A 23,088-nucleotide genomic window follows, 5' to 3' on the forward strand; every position below is an offset into this window, starting at 1 on the left:
TACAGTCAAGGTACGTTCATCGTATGTAAGCATGCGGGAAAATGTCACTCATGATTAATAAGGAGCGGGTTTGATGATTGTGCAAAAATTCGGAGGCATAGCGGTGAGAGATGCAGCATCGCGGGCAGTATGTATTCAACATATTAAAGAAGGTTTAGCCAAATATAAATCGGTTCTGGTGGTTGTTTCAGCAATGGGGCGTCATGGGGATCCTTATTCCACCGATACACTGATTCGAATAACGGACGCATTTCAAATTGCACCAGAATCAAAAGATGTTGCCGCTATTTGCGGAGAGCTCCTGGCCTCTTCCGTTCTATCAGCAGAATGTTTAAAGCAACAGATTCCGTGTCAATTAGCGTATGGCATACAGGCTGGTATCTACACGGATGACCATTTTGGAGATGCTTCAATTATTAAAACATCTAAAAAAGTCATTAAAGAATTGCTCCAGCATGTACCATGTGTAATTGTACCAGGGTTTCAAGGAATTACGACAGATCATCGCTTTACGACACTTGGACGCGGTGGCAGTGATTTAACTGCAATCGTGATGGCCAATTTATTCGATGCCGAGGCGGTTGAATTTTATAAAGATGTACCAGGTGTCATGTCCGGTGATCCAAAAAACTCGGAAAATGTATATAAATTACCGAAAGTTTCGTATGAAAAGCTTCAGCAGCTTTGTGAAACTGAGACACACCCACTGATACAAAAAAAAGCAGTGGACATGGCGGCTAAGCACCAAATTCCACTGCATATTCGTCCTTTCGGTTCTTCAGAAGAAGGAACATGGATAAACTCCGCTGCTCATTGACCTTTTCTGACATTCATCTCGCGTTTTACAAAGTTTTGCGTATAATATTTGCCAAATGTTCCTACGCCCAGGTGGGTAAAATCTTCTTTTAGCAAAACTTCTCTATGATCTGAAGAATTTAACCAACCATTTACAACTTCTGCTGAATCATAATAATTCGCTGCAAGGTTTTCAGCTGCACTGTCATAAACAATAAGCGACTCTTCCAAACGGTTTTCCAAATCCCCAAAATCCGGTGACTCATGAGAAAAATAATTTTGCATCGCCATATCTTCACTATGTTTGCTTGCAACAAGTCCAAGAGCATCATCTTCAATAACTGTATTTACGGAATGACGTGAACGATACACGTTCGTCAATTCAAATAATTGGCGTTCATTTGATGCATCAATAGATTTTTGCAATGTCGTTGAAGGTACTTTAGGTGCTAAGTAGTCACCTTTGTAAGTCATTTCATAAGGCTGATGGAGAACAAGTGTCTTTGGATCAGTAAAACGAATGGCTTCCACTTCTTGGTCTTCTTCATCCATATAAATTTGGGCAAAAAGCCCATCGAATTTAATTAATAATCGGTTCGTCATATCTTGGTCGTTGATGGTGAATGTATAAACATTCGAATCGATTTGCACGGTAATTTCCGACTCGATTATAGTAAAGCGGTATAAATCATCAATGGATTGCCCAACTTGATAGGGTGAGGCATCAAGGCTTTCTCCTGCAATATATATTTGAGTTATGGTGTCCCCGTTAACGCCTACCATCATATAAGAATCGAGTGACCTATTGTACACCCACCATTCATATCCGTAAGCTGAAGGCTCGATTCGGTTAGGTTCCCCAAATGATTCCACCACTTTTTTAGTATGTTGTCCAATAAGCGTAGATAGTCCTTTTTCTGGTCTTGGGACTGATTCTTCCCCAGATGGGGGTAATAAGTTTTCCTGTGGCAAAGCTTGCCCTGTTGGACCGGGCGCTTCCAATAAATCATTTTCTTGAACAGTTTGGTCGGAATAAAAAATGACAGTCATGATAATAGCTAATAAAATTAAGATTCTAACCAATACTTTCAATAAGACAACTCCTCATAAGGAAAATGATGAGTCTATTATATCAGTGTAAAGCGTATTGACACAATGTTGTCATTGCAACAGATGCAAAATTGCACTATTATAAAATGGAACGCGTTACTTAGGGTAAAGCATGTATAAGGAGGACGATTTTATGTATTTTGAAAACACAGGTATTGAAAATACAGCAGCTGATTTACAATTATTAGATGATATTATGTTAAACCACGGTCTTGTACGTGAAGGTCAATGGGATTACGAACGTGTTACTTATGACAAAAAATACGAAATTAAAGAAGGCACATTCTATTTACGTATTTTCGGCTTCACAAAAGATGGCGATGTTGGCGCTCACGATGCAATCATTACCTTGATGAAACCAGTTGTAGGTAAACATTATTTCCCTCATGGTGTTGAATATGGAGACCAAGAAGTCTTCCCGGCACATTTGGTTAAATCATGTCAGCAAACATTGGCTGCTGTTAAAGCAGATATCAATGCATTTGAAATTCGTGCATAATGGAAACGCCGAGGAATAATATTCCTTCGGCGTTTTTTCTATTGCTTTTCAAAAGTGACAATGTTGTCTATACTTATACAATATGGAAAAATGAGGTGATGCTGATGCCAAAGTGGATTACCAAGAAATTTTTAATACTAGCTTTATTGATTGTATTGCTCATCCTTTTTTTAACCTTTGTACTCCCTCTCGCAGTTCCAATTCTTCTAGCTTTAATTACTGCTTTTTTCCTTGAACCGATTGTTAAATGGTGTAAAGAAAAGTTTAAATGGAATCGAAAGACTGCCGTTATTACCGTTTTTATATTATTTTTATTACTCATTACCGCTACCTTATATTTCACTATCACCCAATTAGTTGGTCAGATTATTCAATTGACTAAAATTGCACCCGATTATTTTAATACACTGTCATTATCATGGATGAATGTCCAAAGCAAATTATTCAGTTTTACGCAAGGCATGCCCATTGAAGTGGTAACTTCGATTAAAAATGAGTTAGATGAGTTTTTAAACACTATGCAAAAAGCCATTTTGGGGATTGTAAGCTACAATAGTATCAGCAAACTGCTGACAGGCATACCAAATTTTTTAGTCAGTTTTATCGTTTACATTATCACGTTATTCCTGTTTATGTTGGACTTAACAGAACTGAAGAAAATGGTATTTCGTCATCTGACGCCTGCAACTGCTGAAAAAGTTCGTTTTATGACTTCCCGATTAAATTCTGTCATTTTTGGTTTTTTGAAAGCCCAATTGCTTGCCAGTTTATTTATTTTAGTAGGAAGCTTTATTGGATTATTATTCATTGCCCCAAAATATGCAATTATAATGTCTATAGTTATTTGGATCATCGATATTATTCCTATACTTGGTTCGATTGCCATTGTCGGACCATGGTCATTGTACCAATTTGTCATTGGGGACATTGCCATGGGAACAAAACTTGCCATTCTGGCGTTAGTGTTGCTGGTCATTCGCCGTGCTGTAGAACCCAAATTAATGGGCTCTCAGATTGGTTTATCACCTCTTGCCACATTAATTGCCATGTTTATCGGATTACAAATTTTCGGTTTCCTCGGATTAATCATCGGTCCATTTGTCGTCATCATTTTCACTACAGCAAAAGAAGCCGGTATTATCAAAACCAATTTCAAACTATAAAAAATGCCAATTACCTCAATAACAAGGTGATTGGCATTTTTTATTATCTTTGATTTTGATAAAAATTAGAGGGAATCGCTCCCTTTATATTAAAGACATTGTTTAACTGGGTCTTTAATTAAAATCCTAATATCGCTTTAAAAACAGAAGTGGTTTCTCCACCTTCATAGATTATATACAGCAATAAGTAGACCATTACGCCAGTAATGGCAGTGAAAAACCAAATAATACTTGTAATTGGACCTAGTTTGCGGTGTCTTTTCAAATTGTCTTTATAGCCAGACCAAATGGTAAAGAGACCAAATACCGCACCTGTCGTAGCCAATATAATATGAAAGACTAAAAAAGTAGTATAAAAGATTTTATATTCATCGGGTCCGCCAAAAGCTGTGTTTCCGATAAACAACGTTCGTGAAACATAAATAATAAAGAATGTCAGTGCTGCAATTGCAGCTGCAAACATGGTTTTCTTATGTGCTTCAATTTTTCTTTGTTTAATTAAAGCCCAACCAATCGCAACAAGGACGGCGCTTAACGCAATAAAAAACGTACTGATAGTCGGCAATACAAGTGGATTCATCTCTTTTTCTCCTAACACTCACCAATTTATGAAGGTTGATTATTTGTTTGCTGCATAAGCTTGTCGATCTTGTAATGCCTTTTGGGTAATCTCTTCTGCATTATCTTGTTCTGAACGATACCATTGGAAGAACACGATAGCCAATATGACTCCATAAATGATTTCTTGAATAATTTTCATAATGACACCACCTAATTGCTGGTCTTCCATTACTGGCATATTCGTAAACAGTTCTGGACCGGACAAAGTTAATCCGGACAATGTAGATGTAGGCACACAGAGTTCCATAGCTTTTAACCAAGCGTCACCATTTGAATAAGTCGCATACATTGGCTGACTTGCAAAGATAATCAGTGCACAGGCAGGCGTAATCAAAATGGCGCTCCCAATAATATAACCAATTTTACTTAATCCGTGTACTTGGTGTTCACCTTTTAATTTATTCATGATTGGCCACCAAAGAAGTACGGCAGATATGAACAAAAAGAGATTGAATACAGAATGGTAAAGCTCGTTTTGTTTAATATTATCCAAAATAAGTGGGATATGATATATAGAGAACAAGCCACTGAACACGATTAAAGCCAACAAAGGTTTGGTAAGGAATCTGAAGATGGGTTTAATAAATCGATTGTTGATGATTTTATGCCATACCCATGTTGGAATTCCAACGATTAGCAATGGCGGAACTAACATTAACAATAAAGCCATTTGCGTCATGTGCATCGAAAATAAAATATGACTCATTAAATCGATAGGTGATCCTTTCACTGCGTAAAGCAAAAGCATGGCACTGACAAAAGCTGTAATTTCTTTTTTAGTTACAGGTTGAGTCTCTTCAAACCAATGCTGTTTTTTTGAAGTTATATAAAAATAAAGCCCTATAACTACTAGCGTCAATAATAGGAAAAACGGACTCCATAACGCTTGAAATCCAAATATACTTAAAGGCATCGTTACTCGCTCCTTTTTTCTTCAGTACCCCCATTATAAATCCCATCTGCCATAACATCAATGAACGAACTATGAACAATGCGATTAAATAGACTGAAATAGAGTAGAATTCGGTTCACTTCGAAATCTATCTTCGTATTTCTACTTATAAATAGGCTTAAATAAATTTTGATTTTGTAAAACAATTACATGGCTTTTCTAAAGTTTGTAAACGCTCTGATTAGAATCTCCGACAAAAAATTGCCATAAAAAAAAGCAAGCAAGGAAAAACAAAACTTTCCTTGCTCGCTTCGATCGTTAATTCCACCAAATAATTGTAACAAATGTCAATACGGTAATGAAACCTACAATTACCCCACTGTATAAAAACATGGATGCAGTTTCATGACCTTTATGGCTCATATGCATGAAGTAATACAATTGTAAAACAACCTGAATCGCTGCCAATAACAAAATGATTGGTGCAACTAAATTTGGAGAGAAATCAGCATAGACTGCCGTGAATGCGATCAAAGTTAAGAAAATCATAATCGCAAACGTTGTCAATTGTCCACGCATCTCATTTGCAGAACGTCGACGTTTATACTCATATTCGGTTTGAGATTTTACATGATTGTGTACATCGTGTGCCATCTTAACCCATCACTCCCATCAAGTATACTACCGTGAAGATAAATACCCACACTACGTCAATAAAGTGCCAGTAAAGAGAAGCTAAATAGAATTTAGGCGCATTATAAAGATTCAAGCCACGCTTCGAATTTCGAACCATAAGAAGGGTAATCCATACTAGTCCAACCAAGACGTGAGCTCCGTGTGTTCCAACTAGTGTAAAGAAAGATGAACTGAAAGCACTTTGACCGTAAGTAAATCCTTCATGTACATAATGTTTAAACTCATAAATTTCAAAGCCTAGGAATGCAGCGCCCAGTAATACTGTTACCATTAACCATGCTTGCATTGCTTTGAAGTTATAGTTTTTCATGTGATACATCGCATAAACACTTGTTAAAGATGAAGTCAAAAGTAACATTGTCATGATGAATACTAACGGTAATTCAAACAAACCTTGTGTCGTGAATTCCATTCCACTTGGACCTTTGTTTTTCAAAGCCAAATAAGTAGCAAACAAACTAGCGAATGTTACAGTTTCTCCACCAAGGAAAAGCCAAAATCCAACAAATTTATTTTTACCTTCCAAAGTGGAATTTTCCGGATGATCCGGCCAAGATTGTGGGGTGTACTTAGTATTTAAGTCCATTAGTGTTTACCCCCTTTTTCATTCAATAAATCTTCTTTATGAACATGATATCCATGGTCATCTTTCAATGAACGAACGATCATTGAACCGAATGTGATAGCTAATCCCAAGAACATCACAGGCACTGCCCAAGATTTTTCTCCATTGTATAAAGCACCAAATGCTCCTACGAATAGACCAAATGAAATAACAACAGGAATAAATGAATTGTTAGGCATATGGATATCGCCTACTGGCTCTGCGTAAGTCATTCCTTCTTTATTTCCTTCTTGTTTTTCAATCCAGAATGTATCCAGACCACGAACAAGTGGTGTTTGTTTAAAGTTGTAGAAAGGTACAGGTTGTGGAACAGCCCATTCTAAAGTACGACCATCACCCCATGGATCACGACCAACTTTTTCGTTTTTCACGATCGTCATGATGATGTTCACCACTAGAACAATAACACCGGCTGCCATGAAAATAGCACCTAATGAACTGATGAGATTGTAAGTGTCCCATCCTTGGTTTGCACCATACGTGAACACACGACGTGGCATCCCAAGTAAACCTAGGAAATGTTGGATAAAGAACGTTAAGTGGAAACCAATGAAGAATAACCAGAAAGTTACTTTTCCAAGTGTTTCATTTAACATCGTGTTGAACATTAATGGCCAGTAGAAATGTAAACCAGCTAATAATCCAAGTACTACCCCACCAACAATAACATAGTGGAAATGAGCAACAATAAAGTATGAATCGTGCAATTGATAATCAAGAGGTGCAGCAGCTTGCATGATCCCCGTTACACCACCAGCAACGAAAGATGGGATAAACCCAATCGCGTAAAGCATAGGTGTTGTAAAGATGATACTTCCGCCCCACATTGTAAGCAACCAGTTAAAGATTTTTACTCCGGTAGGAACCGCGATTGCCATTGTCGCAACAGCAAAGATTGCGTTAGCAGTTGGTCCCATACCTACTGTAAACATATGATGTGCCCAAACCATGAATCCTAAGAAACCGATTAATACAGTTGCGAAGACCATAGCTGAATAACCAAACAAACGTTTACGTGAGAACGTAGGGAATATTTCTGAGAAGATACCGAAAGCAGGTAAAATCAAGATATATACTTCAGGATGTCCGAAGATCCAGAATAAATGCTCCCAAATAATAGTATTACCACCCATTGTATGATCAAAGAAGTTTCCTCCGAACATACGGTCAACGATCATGAAAATGATCCCAATCGTCAATGGTGGGAAAGCGAATAGAATTAATGCTGATGCAACAAAAGTTGTCCAAGTGAACAATGGCATACGCATGTAAGTCATACCTGGTGCACGCATGTTGATAATTGTAACTAGGAAGTTAATACCTCCGATTAATGTACCAAAACCGGAAATGAATAGACCTAAAGCATAAAAGTCAATCCCATGACCCGGTGAAGCTAATGAAAGCGATGCATATGAAGTCCATCCTGCATCAGGTGCTCCTCCCAAGAACCAAGATAAGTTAAGGAATACTCCTCCGAAGAAGAATAACCAGAAACCTAAAGAGTTTAAGAATGGGAAAGCAACGTCACGCGCACCGATTTGAAGTGGCATAACGGCATTCATAAAGCCTAATAACAATGGCATGGCAGCCAGGAAAATCATGGTTGTACCATGCATCGTGATAATTTGATTGAAAAGACCAGCACTCACAAAATCATTGTCAGGTTGTGCTAGTTGTATACGTATAAGCATAGCCTCGATACCGCCGACGATAAAGAAGAATCCACCGGTAATGAGGTAAAGGATGGCAATTTTCTTATGATCGACTGTTGTTAAATAGTCCCAAAGAGTGGCACCAAAGCCTTTTTTCTGTGCGATTGAACTCACAACTTTAACCTCCTTCTTGTCATTCTGTAGAAGATTAATCTTCTACAGATAGTCCCATTAAGTATTCTGTCAGAGCTGTGAGCTCTTGATCTGTTAATTCTTTACCATTTCTATTAGGTAAATCTTCAGGTTGAGGCATCAAGTTACCTGGTTTATGCTCTTCAGGATCATTAATCCATGCCTTAACGTTTTCATCTGTTTTTTCCATGAATCCAGCCACTCGGTTACGATCTCCGAAGGTCGCTAAGTTAGGACCTACACCACCAGTTGTGCCCGCACCTGATACAGCATGACAAGCAATACAGCTAGTGTTGAAGATTTCCTGACCTTGCTGAGCAACGTCACCTTCTGGTGTTTCTTCTGCTTTTGATGCTTTCATGTCTGCTACCCAAGCATCAAAATCATCACGGTCTAAAGATCTTACTTTAAAGTCCATTAGTGCATGTGAAGGACCACAAAGTTCCGCACACTTACCATAAAACACACCATCTTCAAGACTATCTGAAGGATTGTCGAATGTTAAATAGAATGTGTTTAGGTTCTCAACGTTTGTATCCATTTTACCGCCCGCTGCAGGAATCCAGAATGAGTGTTTAACATCTGCTGCTTTAAGGTTAAAGTAAACTTTCTCTTGCGTCGGTACTACTAATTCTTGGGATGTAACGATTCCCAAATCCGGATACTCAAATTCCCACCAGTAAAGATTTGCTTTAACGTTAACCGTTACTGCTGTCTTATTGCCTTTTGCATCGACTGCATCCATACCACTGACATCCGCCAATTTATATGTAGAGACTACAGTAGGAACTGTCAAAATCAATAGTAAAATAATCGGAACGATAGTCCAGATAAGTTCTAATTTGTGACTTCCTTCTACTTGCTTAGGAATTACATGTTCGCCCACTTTAGAACGACGGAACTTGACGATTGCAAGAACGTAAACAATCATTACTACAATAATAACAAGTACCATGATTCCTGTTGAAAGCAACATTAAATCCAATTGATCTCTACCGACTTGTCCTGCTGGAGTAAGTGTAGATAAGTGTTCTTCACCGCATCCAGACAAAAAGACCGTTAGAGCTGTCAGCAGAGAAAAGAGACGCCACTTTTTGAGCCCTTTCATCATAGCTTAATCAAACCCCTCTTTCGTAGTTGTATTCATGTGTAAATCGGACTGTGGTTCCATTCTATATGAATTCTAAATTCAAAGAAAGAATCCCAAAAGTTAGCTAAAAATCGAGAAAATAATCATCGAGACAAAAATGATGGTCATGTAATTTAAGGAATAGATAAACATGCCTTTTGCCCATTTTAAATCATCTTCCGCTTTAAAGCCTTTTAGTGCAAGTACGAGCCATCCAATATTAAGCACAGTAGCGAGGACGAGGAACCATGTTCCTAGTTCCATGAGTAAGAATGGAAGTGGGAAAAGAACTAAAATCCACAGAAGCATGGAGCGCTTCGTATGTGCAAATCCTTTAATAACCGGCAACATCGGAATGCCTGCCGCCCGGTATTCTTCCGTTCGTTTCATAGCAAGTGCATAAAAGTGTGGAGGCTGCCATGCGAACATGATGAGGAATAATGCAAGTGCACCCCATCCAAGTGTAGGTTCAACTGCTGCCCATCCGATTACTGGAGGAATAGCCCCTGATATACTCCCAACGATTGTATTGCTCACATGCCTTCTTTTTGACCACATGGTATAAAGGACAACGTAACTGATAATACCAGCAAGTCCCCATATACCAGCTGAAAACGATGCCATAAATAACAAAATCTCACCGACAACCATGAAGGACAGAGCAACGGACAATACGGCAGTTGGTTTGAATCGTCCCGTCACAGTCGGTCTGGATTTTGTTCTCGCCATAATTGGATCTATATCCTGATCGATGTAGTTGTTCATTGCGGCTGAACCGGCAATAATCAACGCTGCACCGACAAGAGTATAAAACATGAGGTCCATCTCATCTAAGAAGTGACGGTTTGAAAATTGAAATGCCAACCATAATCCCGTAAACGTAGTCACAAGGTTTGAGTTTACAATTCCAATCTTAATCAATGCAAGAAAGTCTTTAACAAATGATGTTGTTTCAAGATCCGCATCAGTTCTTGCATTGATCGCGCGACCGTTTGACATGATAACTCCCCCTTTCAAAGTTGTAAGCATATTCCGCTACACTTACTATATCGAAAAACTTATGCTAATTCTATATTTAAGTTCAAATTCGATAAAAAGCCATAGCGGTTTCCTGTCAATTTGACACAACATATCTATAGTAAAGCATTTTCTAAAAAGTTTTGTGAATGGAAAGAGAATATTTTATGAACAATTTGTGAATTGGGTATCCTTACTGTTGTTGTTTCTCTGTTAAACATTGTTTTTTGTCATATTCTTAGCTATTATCAAACATGCAGGTATCGCATTTTCGCGATCAGTATAGACAAAGTAGGTGTCATTCATGCAACAAAGTAAATACTTAAAGTGGTTTGCTGTTGCTTCTACAATCGGCATGTTGCTCATAATTCTTGGTGGAGCACTTGTTACGAAAACAGAAAGTGGCATGGGTTGCGGCAGACACTGGCCGGGATGCAATGGAGAACTAATTCCCGACAAAATCACTACTGAAGTTTTAATTGAATTTTCTCACCGTCTCGTAACTGGTTCGGTAGGTTTTCTCATCTTGATCTTATCCGTTTGGTCATGGAAAGCAATGGGACATATACGCGAAACAAAATTTTTAGCTTTTATGGCAATGTTTTTCTTGATTTTACAAGCGCTAATTGGTGCAGCTCAAGTTCTATGGGGACAAGGTGACTTTATATTAGCCCTCCATTTTGGTATTTCCTTAATATCATTCGCCTCAGTTTTATTGTTAACGCTTCTGATTTTTGAAGTCGATCGCAAATTTGATGCGGATAAGTTACAGATTGGGAAAAAATTGAAATGGCATACAATAGGAGTTGCCCTTTACTCCTATATAGTCGTTTACACAGGTGCCCTCGTTCGCCATACAGATTCAGGCTTAATCTGTGCGGATTGGCCAATGTGTCGTAACGGAGATTTCTCTTTACCAGCCAACCTTTATGAATGGGTGCAAATGGGACATCGTACAGCGGCCGGACTAATTTTCCTCTGGATTGGTTTCATAGCATGGCATGCATTCAAGAATTATAGAGACCAACGAGTTTTATCTTATGGGTGGATTATTGCGTTTGCTATCGTCTCACTTCAAGTCATATCAGGTATGCTAGTAGTGTTGACAAGGCTGAACTTATTCTTCGCTTTACTACATTCTCTACTCATCACACTACTATTTGGATTGCTATGTTATATGATTTTGCTCCTATCTCGTAGCCGTTCTAAAAAAACATCACTTTAAAAGCAGTTCCGCGTACATGCGGAACTGCTTTTTTCGATAGAAATGGAATTAGTATAGATGGATATAAGAAAAGGCATCAACTTCGACCGTTAACGGTTTCAGCTGATGCCCTTTTAATGTTGATTTTTATCAATGCTAGTGCAAATGTACGACAGTCAACAGTATCGTGTTAAATCTACTCTTTTTCCATTTCAATCAACAAGTCACCCGTTGTAATAGAAGAGCCGGTAGTGACATGAATTTCTTTCACAACACCATCATACGGAGCCTGGACAGTTGTTTCCATTTTCATCGCTTCAGTAATAAGCAAATGATCTCCACGCTTTACTCGACTACCCTTATCTATTACTACTTTTAATACAGTTCCTGGCATCGTAGCACCAATATGATCAGGGTTACCGACGTCCGCTATCGGTTTTTGTGTAATATCCGATTCAATCGTCAAGTCCTGGATGATTACTTCCCTTGGCTGTCCATTCAATTCGAAATAAAGGACGCGATTTCCGTCCGATTGAGGTTGGCTAATCGATACTAGTTTTACGAGTAACGTTTTACCTTTCTCAATTTCCACTTGGATTTCTTCACCTAAGCGCATACCGTACAAGAAGGTTGGAGTATCCAATACGGAAACATCCCCAAATTTCTTCACAATATCCGAGTATTCATCGAACACTTTTGGATACAACGCATATGCCAGTACTTCATGACTTGTAACCGGACGACTCAATTTATGGAAAAGCTCTTCTTTCAGCTTATCGAAATTGACTGGTTCCAACAATTCACCTGGGCGCACAGTAATAGCTTCGCGTCCTTTTAAGATTACCTGTTGCAGTTCTTTCGGGAACCCGCCGTAAGGCTGCCCAATATATCCTTGGAAGAACTCGATTACTGAATCAGGGAAATCAATTGTTTGTCCTCGGGTAAGTACCGTTTCTTCCGTTAAATCATTTTGAACCATGAAGAGCGCCATATCACCGACAACTTTTGATGAAGGCGTAACTTTGACAACATCACCAAACATTAAGTTAACGGTTGAATACATATCTTTTACTTCTTCAAAACGCTCACCCAAGCCAACTGCTTTCGCTTGTTGTTGCAAATTGGAATACTGACCACCCGGCATTTCATGGACATAAATTTCAGAATGTGGACTCATCATGCCAGACTCGAAATCCTGGTAGTATTTGCGTACATCTTCCCAGTAGTGAGAAAGTTTCTCCAAAGCTTTAATATCAGTTCGCACTTCGCGCTTACTGCCTTTTAATGCATACGCAAGCGTATTTGTGCTCGGTTGGGATGTCAGTCCTGCCATCGTTCCTAACGCTGTGTCAACGATGTCTACGCCAGCATCAATCGCTCTACCGTACAAGTAAATTCCGTTGCCACTCGTATCATGTGTATGCAAATGAATCGGAAGTGAAACTGTGTCTTTTAATTCTGAAATTAATCGGTATGCCGCTTCGGGTTTCAGTAAACCAGCCATATCTTTAATGGCTAAAATATGTGCACCTGCTGCTTCCAATTCTTTTGCCATTTCTTTGTAATAAGCGACCGTATATTTGTCACGACTGTCATCTAAAATATCACCCGTATAACAAATTGCCGCCTCCGCTATTTTGCCTGATTGTCGAGCTGCATCAATGGCCACTTCCATCCCTTTGATCCAGTTTAAACTATCAAATACGCGGAAAACATCGATTCCCGCTTCTGCTGATGTCTGTACAAATTCACGGATAACATTGTCAGGGTAGTTTTTATAACCCACAGCATTTGCCCCACGAATCAGCATCTGCAACAACACATTTGGAATCATTTCACGCATTTTAATGAGTCGATCCCATGGATTTTCCTTAAGGAATCGATATGCAACGTCAAATGTGGCGCCACCCCACATTTCAAATGAAAACGCATCATGCATGGCTCTTGCCGACTGCTCTGCAATTTCATACATATCATGAGAACGGACGCGTGTTGCAAGCAATGATTGGTGTGCATCACGGAACGTAGTGTCTGTCACCAAAACATCTTTTTGTTCATGTATCCACTTGACTAGTCCCTCTGCTCCACGTTCATTAAGAATTTGTTTAGTACCCTCAGTAGGCGGAACAAGCAAATCTATTTGTGGTTTTCTTGGCAAGCCAAACACAGGTTTTGATGCTTTTTCGATACCGGGGAAACCATTCACTGTCACATTACCGATATAATTCAGTAGCTTTGTCCCTCTATCTTTTCGGGTTGCGAAGAGGAACAATTCCGGTGTGGAATCAATAAAGCTGGTATTGAAATTTCCTGTTAAGAAGTTTTTATGTTTTACTACATTTTCTAAAAAAGGAATATTCGTTTTTATACCTCTGATACGGAATTCCTGTAAGTTCCGATCCATTTTAGCGGCTGCTTCTTTAAACGTTTTTCCCCATGTCGATACTTTGACAAGTAGCGAGTCATAATATGGAGAAATCACAGCCCCTTGGTAACCATTCCCTGCATCGAGACGCACCCCAAATCCACCACCAGATCGGTATACCATCAATTTCCCGGTGTCGGGCATAAACTGATTTAAAGGATCTTCGGTTGTCACACGGGATTGAATAGCGAATCCGAAAAGTGGAATGTCTTGTTGCAACGGCATGCCAATTTCTTCTTCATATAAAGCTGATCCATCTGCTATGTGAATTTGGGTATGAACGATATCGATACCGGTAATCATTTCGGTAATCGTATGTTCTACTTGAATTCTCGGATTCACTTCGATGAAGTAAAACTCATCACCTGCAACTAAAAATTCAACTGTGCCTGCATTTATGTACTGAACATTATTCATTAATTGAACCGCGGAATCACAAATGCGGTCGCGCAATTCTTTTGTTATGGAATTGGATGGGGCGATTTCCACTACTTTTTGATGTCTTCGCTGAATCGAACAATCACGTTCATACAAGTGAACCAAATTGCCATGCTTATCCCCAAGAATTTGAACTTCTATGTGTTTCGGTTTATCAACAAATTTCTCTACATAGACTTCATCCGACCCAAACGCGGCTTTTGCTTCTGATTTTGCGCGTTCGTAAGCCGACTCCAAGTCTTGTGCAGTGGGAACAACACGCATACCTCGACCGCCGCCACCTAAGGATGCTTTGATCATTAATGGATAGCCATTTGCTTCACCGAAATCTTTTACTTCCTGAACGGATTGAACAGGTCCGTCACTTCCTGGTATTACTGGGATGCCAGCAAGAACAGCTTGTTCTCGTGCTTTGACTTTGTCGCCAAACATGTCCAAATGAGCTGAAGTAGGACCGATAAAAATAATCCCTTCTTCTTCACAACGTCTCGCAAATTCCACGTTCTCAGATAAAAATCCATATCCAGGATGAATCGCATCTGCTCCACTTGTTTTTGCAATCTGTAAAATGCCTTCGATGTCCAGATAGGCATCGATTGGTTTCTTTCCATCTCCTACTAAATACGATTCGTCTGCTTTGTATCGATGAAAAGAAACACTATCTTCTCTTGAATAAATCGATACGGTACGCAAGTTTAATTCGGTACAAGCACGGAAAATGCGAATGGCAATTTCTCCGCGGTTAGCTACTAATATCTTCTGAATCGTTTTCATAATGAGACGACACCCCTTAGCTTCGCGTTTTTTCGTATTTGACAAACATAGACACATTTAACAGTATGCCCATAGCTAACGATAACAAAATAACAGAAGTTCCGCCATAACTTATAAATGGTAATGGCACGCCTGTTAATGGAATGAGACCAAGCAAGCCACCTAAATTGATAAAAGTCTGGAATCCTATGATACTCGCAAAACCTGCGGCAATCATACGCGCGTGCGGATCCTCTGCTCTTAAAGCAATAACCAATGCACGCAATACAATAAACCCAAGACCACCGATAACAATTAACACGCCAACTAATCCAAGTTCCTCTGCAATGATGGCCATGATGAAGTCTGTCTGGGGCTCCGGTAAATAACCCAGTTTCTGTACCGACTGTCCAAGTCCGAGACCTTTCAGTCCCCCTGCACCGATGGCCAAATAACCATTTACTACTTGGTATCCAAAGCCTTGTTCATATTCAAAAGGATTCAGGAAAGCCTCAATACGTCCAAGTCGACGTTCAGTAATAAACTTATCACGGGCTAAATACAAAACTGGTGTAATCAAAGCAAGTGCGCCAACGATTATGCCACTAATTTTCACAAATGTCCGGATTCGAATACCACTTGCGGCCATGACAGAAATTGCCGTAAAAAAGATAATCATAGCTGAACCCATATCTACTTCACTCAATACCAAGGCAACGGCCATAACAAGCACTGTCACTGGCGGGGCAATAGATTGGTTAAAACTATCTATGGGACCTTTTCTCGCTTTATTTGCAAATACACCGGCAAAATATAGCACCATAATTATTTTTGCAAACTCGGAAGGCTGAATGTTCCCAAATCCAAGATCAATCCAGCTCTTAGAACCACCGGCAGCATAGCCGACAAAATGAACCGCCACCAATAAGGTGAACATTACAACCAGCATGGCAATCATCATCGGCTTCTTGCGGTAATGCTTGTATGGAAATAAAGCCCCTACTAAAAATGCTGGGACCGATAAAACTAAGTTTAGTATTTGTTTTTTGTAAAAGTGGTCCGGCTCGAAACCGTATCGATTGACGGACCAAACCATGCTCGCGCTATATATCATTACGAGACCGAAAAGACATAAAAACATATATGTAATAAATAATGAATAATCGAAGTTTTTGGCATATCGCTTGATGTATGGGATCATTTTGAAACCTCTTTTTCTTTTTTTCTAGCAAAAAAACTCAAACACATGTTGAGTTTGAGTTTTTTACCTATTTCTCTGTATAAGCATCGTGCAATACAGATAATTCTTTTTCAAGTGTCGAAAGAAGCAACTTTCCTTCTTCACGCTCAATAAGCCCTAATTTTACAGCGAAATCAATTTCTTTAGATAAACCATACATTTGGGTATCCAAGACTTCTTCGTAAAGTGGGCATTGCGGCATCGTCAAATGGTCCATTTGAACCTTAATTAATTTTGCTATTTTTTCTGCATCAGCTTTTAATAAATCCATAGCTTTCTGCTGGTACGATTGCTGAGATTTAGTATCCATGAGGACGCCCCCATCACCTAATATAGTCTTAATAAAGTGTATCTTTCTAGTGACAAAAATGCAAGTATCGCTTCCACAGTGAATCTTTCCGAACTTAATTCTTTTTTACCTATAGGCTAAGCGTTATACTAGTAGAAGAAACGCAGCTTGCAAGGAGGCACCAATAGAATGGAAACGATAATACCTATTAAAGGGAATGTGAAATTTAAAATAACTTTAGACCCAGGTGTATGGATTTTTGATGATCGACGCATTGACTTAAAAACGTTTTTCACGGAACAGCAACTCGAAAAAAACGAGTTGGATGAATACACCAAAAAAATGTCAGCTCATTGGTCACGTGAAATCATGGAAGGTGCAACCTATCCTCCAACGTTGAAAACCGAGAAGAAATACGAGAAGACAAAAATCCTGACAGGAACTTTTGGTATTTACTTAAAACATTTTCTAAAAAATGCTGAAGTAAATAAAAACGCAAAATCAGTAATTATTGAAACTGAGAGTGGTGAAGAACATTCTTTCACCTTAGAACAAGCAGATTCACTGATTTTCAAGTATAGCCAGGATGGCAAACCTTTAAATGAGGATGGCCCTGTTTATGTCCTTCTTGCAGATGGATCCAACTTGGAAAATCCCATCAAGCATGTTCAAGCAGTACGAGTAGATTAGGAGGTCGTTTCGATGCGTGTAAAATGTGTCATTTGTGATACCATCAACCAATTGCCTGATGATTCACCACAAGCAAAAAAATTGCGCAATCGACCAATTCATACGTATATGTGTGATCCCTGCCACGAGCGTATTGAAGAAAAAACGCAAGCTAGATTGGCAACTGGTGACTTTGTTTTTTATAAAAGCTCACGCAGAATTGAAGAAGATTTCTAATGTTCACCTTCCCCCGTTTTGTCAATTCTCTTTACATTGGCATATTTAGCGGGATATTATTGGGACTTTTAATGAAGTTCATTCAATCTGTAACGAATATAAAAGTCTATACTTTATTACTGAATGTTGACTTCATTCCATTTATCGGTGAAGTACATTTGCCTGAAACGATTGAGTTCTTGTTTCATGTACTCATCTCTATTGTCATCACGTTTGTCTTTGTTGGACTTGCGGATCGGTTGCATGTAGAAGATAGTCTTCCAAAACTATGGTTACTCAGTTTTTCCCTTTGTTTACCGACCTTTGGCTTATATTTTCTGCTAAGTGAACTTGCTATTAAAGACGTCCCTGAATGGGATGATTGGCATGCTTTTGCGTATTGGACTCTCGGACATTTGTTTTATGTTTGGATACTTCCCATGTTATATAAAAAAAAAAAGAGAAGCACTAGCTTGCGCTAGCGCTTCTCTTTTTTTCATTATGCAAACGAATTTTATACAAAATTAATATCATTGCGGCGATAACTAATCCTTCTACTATTGGCAGGAAGAAAGCTAAAAAAGTAAGCATGATACATCCGATTAACAAGAATAAGTAAATCACGATGTTTTGACCAACTCTTAATTTTTTGGCAAATCCTAATTTGTATACTACCGCGGATAGCAAGAAGATGACAAGGTACAAAGCGTACCCTGCCACATCGTAGTTGGGAAGGATTTCATAAAGGAAACGCGCAACTGGGTACATATTGTCATAGACAAATTGCTGTTCTTCCAAGATTTCTCAACCTCTTTCCATACGATTAATTATTTTCTGCCGTTTTAGCTTTTTTCGTTACACGTTCACGTTCGTTTTTATCAAGAACTTTTTTACGTAAACGAATTGATTGAGGTGTGATTTCACAGTACTCATCATCGTTTAGGTATTCAAGTGATTCTTCCAACGTCATGATACGTGGTTTTTTACGTGTAGTTGTCGCTTCTTTGTTTGCAGAACGGATGTTATTGGCAGCTTTCATTTTCGTAATATTAACAGTTAAGTCGTTATCACGAGTATGTTCTCCAACGATCATACCTTCATAAATATCAGTACCTGGTTCAACGAAAATTGTACCGCGGTCTTCAATTCCTAGAATTCCGTACTCAGATGCTTGTCCTGTAGCCATTGCAACAAGAACACCTTTACTACGTCCACCTACGCGGCCTTTTTGCATTGGTTGGTAGCTATCGAATGTGTGGTTGATGATTCCGTATCCACGAGTTAACGTCATGAATTCAGTTGTGTAACCAATTAATCCACGAGCAGGAACCATAAAGATCAAGCGTACTTGACCAGAACCATTGTTGACCATATCAAGCATTTCGCCTTTACGTTCACCCATTGATTCAATAATTGAACCAACATGCTCTTCTGGGACATCAATTTGTACGCGTTCAACCGGCTCACAACGAACACCATCGATAACACGAACGATAACTTCTGGTTTAGAAACTTGTAATTCGAAACCTTCACGACGCATGTTTTCAATCAGGATTGATAAATGTAATTCCCCACGACCAGATACAACCCATGCATCAGGAGAGTCAGTTGGATCTACGCGAAGAGATACGTCTGTTTCAAGTTGAGATTGAAGACGCTCATCAATTTTACGAGATGTTACCCATTTACCTTCACGTCCAGCAAATGGACTGTTGTTCACTAGGAACGTCATTTGAAGAGTTGGCTCATCAATACGTAAAATTGGTAATGCTTCAGGATGCTCAGTAGGACAAACCGTCTCACCAACGTTAATGTCTTCCATACCAGAAACGGCAATCAGATCACCAGCAGAAGCCTTTTGGATTTCCACACGTTTCAGACCCATGAAACCAAACATTTTAGTAACACGGAAGTTTTTCATTTTGCCGTCAAGCTTCATTAGTGAAACTTGTTGTCCAACTTCCATCGTTCCACGGAATACACGACCGATACCGATACGGCCAACATAATCGTTGTAGTCAAGAAGAGATACTTGGAATTGAAGAGGCTCTTCTTTGTTATCTACTGGAGATGGGATGTGTTCGATGATTGCATCATAAAGTACTTGCATGTTTTCATCTTGCTCTGCAGCAACTGAAGAAAGACTTGCAGTACCGTTCATACCTGATGCGAAAATAACAGGGAATTCCAATTGATCGTCGTTTGCTTCCAATTCAATGAAAAGTTCAAGAACTTCGTCCACTACTTCTTCAGGACGAGCAAAGTCACGGTCAATTTTGTTTACAACTACGATTGGTTGCAAGTTTTGTTCCAAAGCTTTTTTCAATACGAAACGAGTTTGTGGCATACAACCTTCATAAGCATCCACAACAAGTAGAACACCGTCTACCATTTTCATGATACGTTCAACTTCTCCACCAAAGTCAGCGTGTCCAGGTGTATCAAGAATGTTGATTTTCACATCTTTATATTGAATCGCTGTGTTTTTAGCAAGAATCGTAATACCGCGTTCGCGCTCGATATCACCTGAATCCATTGCACGCTCGTCCACATGTTCATTTGAACGGAAAGTACCGGATTGTTTTAATAATTGGTCAACTAAAGTTGTTTTACCATGGTCAACGTGGGCAATAATTGCAATGTTTCTTAAGTCTTGACGTAAATTAGTCATTGTTTCACTCCATATTCTTTTTTCGAGTCCTTAACTGTGTTATTATAGCACATGTTGTAACTATTTGTCTGATTTAGAATTGTAAGAATATTATCGCTTTTGTGGAGGGTACTTTGTGAAAAATATTAAATGGGTATTTGTACTATATTCCCTATTAGCTTTATTATCGATGTTTGCAATTGGAATATCTGTTGGTTTACGCAGTGTAATCGGTATATTCGCCAGTATTGCAATATTGATCTTTGTTATGGGATTCGGTTTTAAAACCAAAAAGAAAATGCGTGACGAAGGTACATTATAAAAACACTACGTTGCAAATAATATTTAAAGGAAGGAAGGAATGGATTTACACCTTTCCTTCCTTTTTATTTGGCTATTTTAAGCAATGCTCCTAAATGCATTTTATTAAATAACCTTTATTTAAGCGTAATATAATTCTCAATTAATGAATCGTGCAAACTTTGTCGTGCAACAATAAATGTATCTTGTCCTAAAAACTTTAACGGTTGTCCTTTTAAATTAGTGGCAATCGCGCCAACTTCTTCGGCAATGACAACCCCTCCCGCAACATCCCACGGTGAAAGTCTCATGGACATGTAAGCATCAATACGTCCCGTGGAAACATATGCAAGTTCCAGCGCTGCAGACCCATATGAACGGATTCCGCGTACATCTTTGACCAATCGTATAAGACCTTCATTGTCAACATGACGATTCGGTACTACCCAACTAGCATTCATTCCAATAATTGCTTTGGAAATCGTAGTGGCTTCCAACATTGGAATCGGTTCATCATTTAAATAAGCTCCATGTCCTTTTTGTGCACTGTATAATTCGTCATGCATGACATCATATATGTAACCGAAAAGTCCGATGCCATCTTTATAAATCCCTAATGATATGGCAAAATTCCGTTGTTGATGAATAAAATTCATCGTTCCGTCTATAGGATCCAACATCCATACGTAGCCTTCCAATGATTGAAGGGCATCACCGAAACCTTCTTCCCCTAAAATAGAGTGGCCTGCGTAATCTTTTCGGATATGCTGAATGAAAAATTGTTCGATTTCTTTATCCATATTGGTTACCAAATCATTGGCATCCACTTTAGATTCTATAACCAATTCATTGGTCAATGAGTGGCGAATCTTTCTGCCTGCTTCTTTTATTAATGCTTTTGCATAGCGATCGAGTTGTTGAAGTTCCAATGGATTAGCCGCCTTTCCAAATCATTCTCTTTCAATTATAAACAAAAAAAGACCTGATGTCAGAAATAGACGATCAGGTCTGCTTACGTATAAGGACTGGTTATTTCACTAATGTAAAGCATGAAGAGCCTTCAGTTGCTTATGAATTTCGCCAAGCCTTACTTTGCTCTTGTCGATTTCCGCTTGATTTTTTTCTTGCATCGCATCGTACAAAGAGGCAAGTTCATAGTCAAGCTCTAATTTTAATCCGAGAATCATTTTTTTCTCAACATCCTCTTTACGAATGATGTGGACAACTTGTTTCATGTCTTACACCCCTTTTCTTTTATCTAAATATTCAGAATGTTTTTTATACAATATGGCACGAAGTTGGTTTTGTCAACTTCAAAAAGCTTACTTACAAGATTTTTTCCCATTTTTTGATTAAACTAAACATACGAAGTACGAAAGGTGGAAAAAAAGATGAAATATAAGTGGGAAAGTGAAGATTTTGAGGTCTTTCAGATAGAAGGATTAGAACATCGTATGCAAGCTTTAATTGAAAAAGTCCGACCAAAGTTCGAAGCATTCGGTCATACATATGCATCATTCTTTTCAAGTAAAACGGGCGATGAATTCTATCCGCATGTCGCTAAACACGCCAGACGATCCGTTAATCCGCCCAAGGATTCATGGGTGGCATTCGCACCATATAAACGCGGTTATAAAGCTCTTCCCCATTTTCAAATCGGTTTATGGGGGACGCATGCATTCATTATCTTGGCTGTCATTTATGAAGCACCCGATAAAGTACAAATAGCCGAGAGATTATTGAAAAAGAAAAGTTTATTTAAAAAACTACCTCAGGACTTTATCATTTCCGGCGACCACATGTCGCCAGAAGCAATACAACTCAAAGGTGCTCATAAAGAACAATTGCCCTCACTGTTGACGAGGTTGCATGATGTCAAAAAAGCTGAGTTTTTAGTCGGCCGCCATCTGCCTAGCGAAAAGGCAATTGAAATGTCAGCAGAAGAATTTGCTTCATTTGCAGAAGAAACGTTCGAAGCATTACTACCAATTTATCATGTGATGGTTAAAAAATAACTTAACATATTTACAAGTGTCCTTATGCGGCTAGCTCGTATAGATAATAATCAATAGGATGATAGTTTAACAGAGCCTATAATAAATGAGGGAATCGGTTCCCTTTCCGCGGACGAACAGACAAGCCTCCTCGGACCAACAGGATGTTGGCCACAAAGGCGTTGCGTACGATAAACAACAGAATACTACGAGTAAATAAAGGAACAGGGGATTATTTCCCTGTTCCTTTTATAATTGCGCCTTTAGTTGTCTCTTTCATTTTTTTGATGATTGGATAACAAATATATCCGCTTTCTTTTTCGAATTCTCTAAAGTAGGTTTTCTCTTCTGCCATTGAAGGAACCACGTCTTTGAATCGTCTATATTTTTCCATCAATACTTCTCGGTTTACACCTTGTTCATATGCGTATTCTATGACTTCAAAAAATTGAACAACGGCAATAATCTCTTCCGTCGACCAATCTTTTGAAAATGGATATGAAAAACTCATGTTTTTTT

Annotated in this window: 25 protein-coding genes; 9 read left to right on the forward strand and 16 right to left on the reverse strand. The window is 38.8% G+C overall.

What is annotated here, in order from left to right; genetic code table 11:
- The first annotated feature begins 73 nt into the window (after positions 1 to 73).
- Positions 74 to 817 carry an aspartate kinase gene (locus tag HMPREF1210_RS06330; protein WP_016427800.1) on the forward strand — a complete coding sequence of 248 codons (744 nt, stop codon included), beginning with the start codon at positions 74 to 76 and terminating at the stop codon, positions 815 to 817.
- On the opposite strand, the gene HMPREF1210_RS06335 is transcribed toward HMPREF1210_RS06330, so the two are convergent.
- The gene (locus HMPREF1210_RS06335; RefSeq protein WP_016427801.1) at positions 811 to 1,887 is read right to left on the reverse strand and encodes a CAP domain-containing protein; all 1,077 of its coding nucleotides are present in this window, start codon (positions 1,885 to 1,887) and stop codon (positions 811 to 813) included. The genes HMPREF1210_RS06330 and HMPREF1210_RS06335 overlap by 7 nt on opposite strands.
- Positions 1,888 to 2,038: 151 nt before the next feature.
- Between HMPREF1210_RS06335 and HMPREF1210_RS06340 the strand changes: the two genes are divergently transcribed.
- Both HMPREF1210_RS06340 and ytvI read left to right on the forward strand, forming a co-directional pair.
- On the forward strand, positions 2,039 to 2,404 hold the full coding sequence (locus HMPREF1210_RS06340) for a YugN family protein (RefSeq protein ID WP_016427802.1): 366 nt from the start codon (positions 2,039 to 2,041) through the stop codon (positions 2,402 to 2,404).
- Between the two features lie 104 nt (positions 2,405 to 2,508).
- Positions 2,509 to 3,567: a sporulation integral membrane protein YtvI gene (gene ytvI, locus HMPREF1210_RS06345; protein WP_016427803.1), complete on the forward strand. Its 1,059-nt coding sequence runs from the start codon at positions 2,509 to 2,511 to the stop codon at positions 3,565 to 3,567.
- A gap of 118 nt (positions 3,568 to 3,685) precedes the next feature.
- Here ytvI and HMPREF1210_RS06350 read toward each other — a convergent pair whose 3' ends face one another.
- The 7 genes from HMPREF1210_RS06350 to cyoE all read right to left on the reverse strand — a co-directional run bounded on the left by HMPREF1210_RS06350 (position 3,686) and on the right by cyoE (position 10,373).
- The gene (locus HMPREF1210_RS06350; protein ID WP_016427804.1) at positions 3,686 to 4,147 is read right to left on the reverse strand and encodes a DUF420 domain-containing protein; all 462 of its coding nucleotides are present in this window, start codon (positions 4,145 to 4,147) and stop codon (positions 3,686 to 3,688) included.
- A 39-nt stretch (positions 4,148 to 4,186) separates the two neighbouring features.
- Positions 4,187 to 5,101 carry a cytochrome c oxidase assembly factor CtaG gene (gene ctaG, locus HMPREF1210_RS06355; protein ID WP_016427805.1) on the reverse strand — a complete coding sequence of 305 codons (915 nt, stop codon included), beginning with the start codon at positions 5,099 to 5,101 and terminating at the stop codon, positions 4,187 to 4,189.
- A 297-nt stretch (positions 5,102 to 5,398) separates the two neighbouring features.
- Positions 5,399 to 5,734 (reverse strand): cytochrome c oxidase subunit IVB, encoded by a 336-nt coding sequence (gene ctaF / locus HMPREF1210_RS06360; RefSeq protein WP_016427806.1) that lies wholly within the window; start codon positions 5,732 to 5,734, stop codon positions 5,399 to 5,401.
- Between the two features lies 1 nt (position 5,735).
- A complete protein-coding gene (locus tag HMPREF1210_RS06365; RefSeq protein ID WP_016427807.1) occupies positions 5,736 to 6,362 on the reverse strand; it encodes a cytochrome (ubi)quinol oxidase subunit III in 627 nt (208 codons plus the stop codon).
- Positions 6,362 to 8,227, reverse strand: coding sequence for a cytochrome c oxidase subunit I (gene ctaD / locus HMPREF1210_RS06370; protein WP_016427808.1), 1,866 nt, complete (start codon positions 8,225 to 8,227; stop codon positions 6,362 to 6,364). Before ctaD ends, HMPREF1210_RS06365 begins: the two co-directional genes overlap by 1 nt.
- A gap of 34 nt (positions 8,228 to 8,261) precedes the next feature.
- On the reverse strand, positions 8,262 to 9,356 hold the full coding sequence (coxB, locus tag HMPREF1210_RS06375) for a cytochrome c oxidase subunit II (RefSeq protein ID WP_016427809.1): 1,095 nt from the start codon (positions 9,354 to 9,356) through the stop codon (positions 8,262 to 8,264).
- Positions 9,357 to 9,455: 99 nt separating this feature from the next.
- Positions 9,456 to 10,373: a heme o synthase gene (cyoE, locus tag HMPREF1210_RS06380; RefSeq protein WP_016427810.1), complete on the reverse strand. Its 918-nt coding sequence runs from the start codon at positions 10,371 to 10,373 to the stop codon at positions 9,456 to 9,458.
- A gap of 322 nt (positions 10,374 to 10,695) precedes the next feature.
- On the opposite strand from cyoE, the gene HMPREF1210_RS06385 reads away from it, so the two are divergent.
- Entirely contained in the window at positions 10,696 to 11,616 is a 921-nt protein-coding gene (locus HMPREF1210_RS06385; protein WP_016427811.1) for a heme A synthase, read from the forward strand.
- Between the two features lie 175 nt (positions 11,617 to 11,791).
- Here the strand turns inward: HMPREF1210_RS06385 and pyc are convergent, their stop codons facing one another.
- From pyc to HMPREF1210_RS06400, 3 genes are all read right to left on the reverse strand, one after another.
- Entirely contained in the window at positions 11,792 to 15,232 is a 3,441-nt protein-coding gene (gene pyc, locus HMPREF1210_RS06390; protein ID WP_016427812.1) for a pyruvate carboxylase, read from the reverse strand.
- 16 nt (positions 15,233 to 15,248) lie between these two features.
- Entirely contained in the window at positions 15,249 to 16,412 is a 1,164-nt protein-coding gene (locus HMPREF1210_RS06395; protein ID WP_016427813.1) for an FtsW/RodA/SpoVE family cell cycle protein, read from the reverse strand.
- A 67-nt stretch (positions 16,413 to 16,479) separates the two neighbouring features.
- Entirely contained in the window at positions 16,480 to 16,761 is a 282-nt protein-coding gene (locus HMPREF1210_RS06400) for a YlaN family protein (RefSeq protein WP_016427814.1), read from the reverse strand.
- A gap of 168 nt (positions 16,762 to 16,929) precedes the next feature.
- Between HMPREF1210_RS06400 and HMPREF1210_RS06405 the strand changes: the two genes are divergently transcribed.
- The 3 genes from HMPREF1210_RS06405 (at position 16,930) to HMPREF1210_RS06415 (ending at position 18,107) form a co-directional block, all read left to right on the forward strand.
- Positions 16,930 to 17,430, forward strand: coding sequence for a hypothetical protein (locus HMPREF1210_RS06405; RefSeq protein WP_016427815.1), 501 nt, complete (start codon positions 16,930 to 16,932; stop codon positions 17,428 to 17,430).
- A 12-nt stretch (positions 17,431 to 17,442) separates the two neighbouring features.
- Positions 17,443 to 17,646: a YlaI family protein gene (locus HMPREF1210_RS06410; protein WP_016427816.1), complete on the forward strand. Its 204-nt coding sequence runs from the start codon at positions 17,443 to 17,445 to the stop codon at positions 17,644 to 17,646.
- Positions 17,647 to 17,717: 71 nt separating this feature from the next.
- Positions 17,718 to 18,107 (forward strand): hypothetical protein, encoded by a 390-nt coding sequence (locus HMPREF1210_RS06415; RefSeq protein ID WP_231391058.1) that lies wholly within the window; start codon positions 17,718 to 17,720, stop codon positions 18,105 to 18,107.
- Here the strand turns inward: HMPREF1210_RS06415 and HMPREF1210_RS06420 are convergent.
- The gene (locus HMPREF1210_RS06420) at positions 18,094 to 18,423 is read right to left on the reverse strand and encodes a YlaH-like family protein (RefSeq protein ID WP_016427818.1); all 330 of its coding nucleotides are present in this window, start codon (positions 18,421 to 18,423) and stop codon (positions 18,094 to 18,096) included. The genes HMPREF1210_RS06415 and HMPREF1210_RS06420 overlap by 14 nt on opposite strands.
- A gap of 25 nt (positions 18,424 to 18,448) precedes the next feature.
- Entirely contained in the window at positions 18,449 to 20,296 is a 1,848-nt protein-coding gene (gene typA, locus HMPREF1210_RS06425; RefSeq protein WP_016427819.1) for a translational GTPase TypA, read from the reverse strand.
- Between the two features lie 115 nt (positions 20,297 to 20,411).
- Between typA and HMPREF1210_RS06430 the strand changes: the two genes are divergently transcribed.
- Positions 20,412 to 20,597 (forward strand): YlaF family protein, encoded by a 186-nt coding sequence (locus tag HMPREF1210_RS06430; RefSeq protein ID WP_016427820.1) that lies wholly within the window; start codon positions 20,412 to 20,414, stop codon positions 20,595 to 20,597.
- A gap of 115 nt (positions 20,598 to 20,712) precedes the next feature.
- Here the strand turns inward: HMPREF1210_RS06430 and HMPREF1210_RS06435 are convergent, their stop codons facing one another.
- Entirely contained in the window at positions 20,713 to 21,504 is a 792-nt protein-coding gene (locus HMPREF1210_RS06435) for an inositol monophosphatase family protein (RefSeq protein WP_016427821.1), read from the reverse strand.
- Positions 21,505 to 21,612: 108 nt separating this feature from the next.
- Entirely contained in the window at positions 21,613 to 21,810 is a 198-nt protein-coding gene (locus HMPREF1210_RS06440) for a hypothetical protein (RefSeq protein WP_016427822.1), read from the reverse strand.
- A gap of 156 nt (positions 21,811 to 21,966) precedes the next feature.
- Between HMPREF1210_RS06440 and HMPREF1210_RS06445 the strand changes: the two genes are divergently transcribed.
- Complete coding sequence (locus tag HMPREF1210_RS06445) at positions 21,967 to 22,590, forward strand: YktB family protein (protein ID WP_016427823.1); 624 nt, start codon at positions 21,967 to 21,969, stop codon at positions 22,588 to 22,590.
- Between the two features lie 211 nt (positions 22,591 to 22,801).
- Here the strand turns inward: HMPREF1210_RS06445 and HMPREF1210_RS06450 are convergent, their stop codons facing one another.
- Positions 22,802 to 23,080, reverse strand: coding sequence for a UPF0223 family protein (locus HMPREF1210_RS06450; protein WP_016427824.1), 279 nt, complete (start codon positions 23,078 to 23,080; stop codon positions 22,802 to 22,804).
- Positions 23,081 to 23,088: the final 8 nt, after the last annotated feature.

This window comes from Paenisporosarcina sp. HGH0030 (genome assembly GCF_000411295.1).
Lineage (GTDB): Bacteria > Bacillota > Bacilli > Bacillales_A > Planococcaceae > Paenisporosarcina.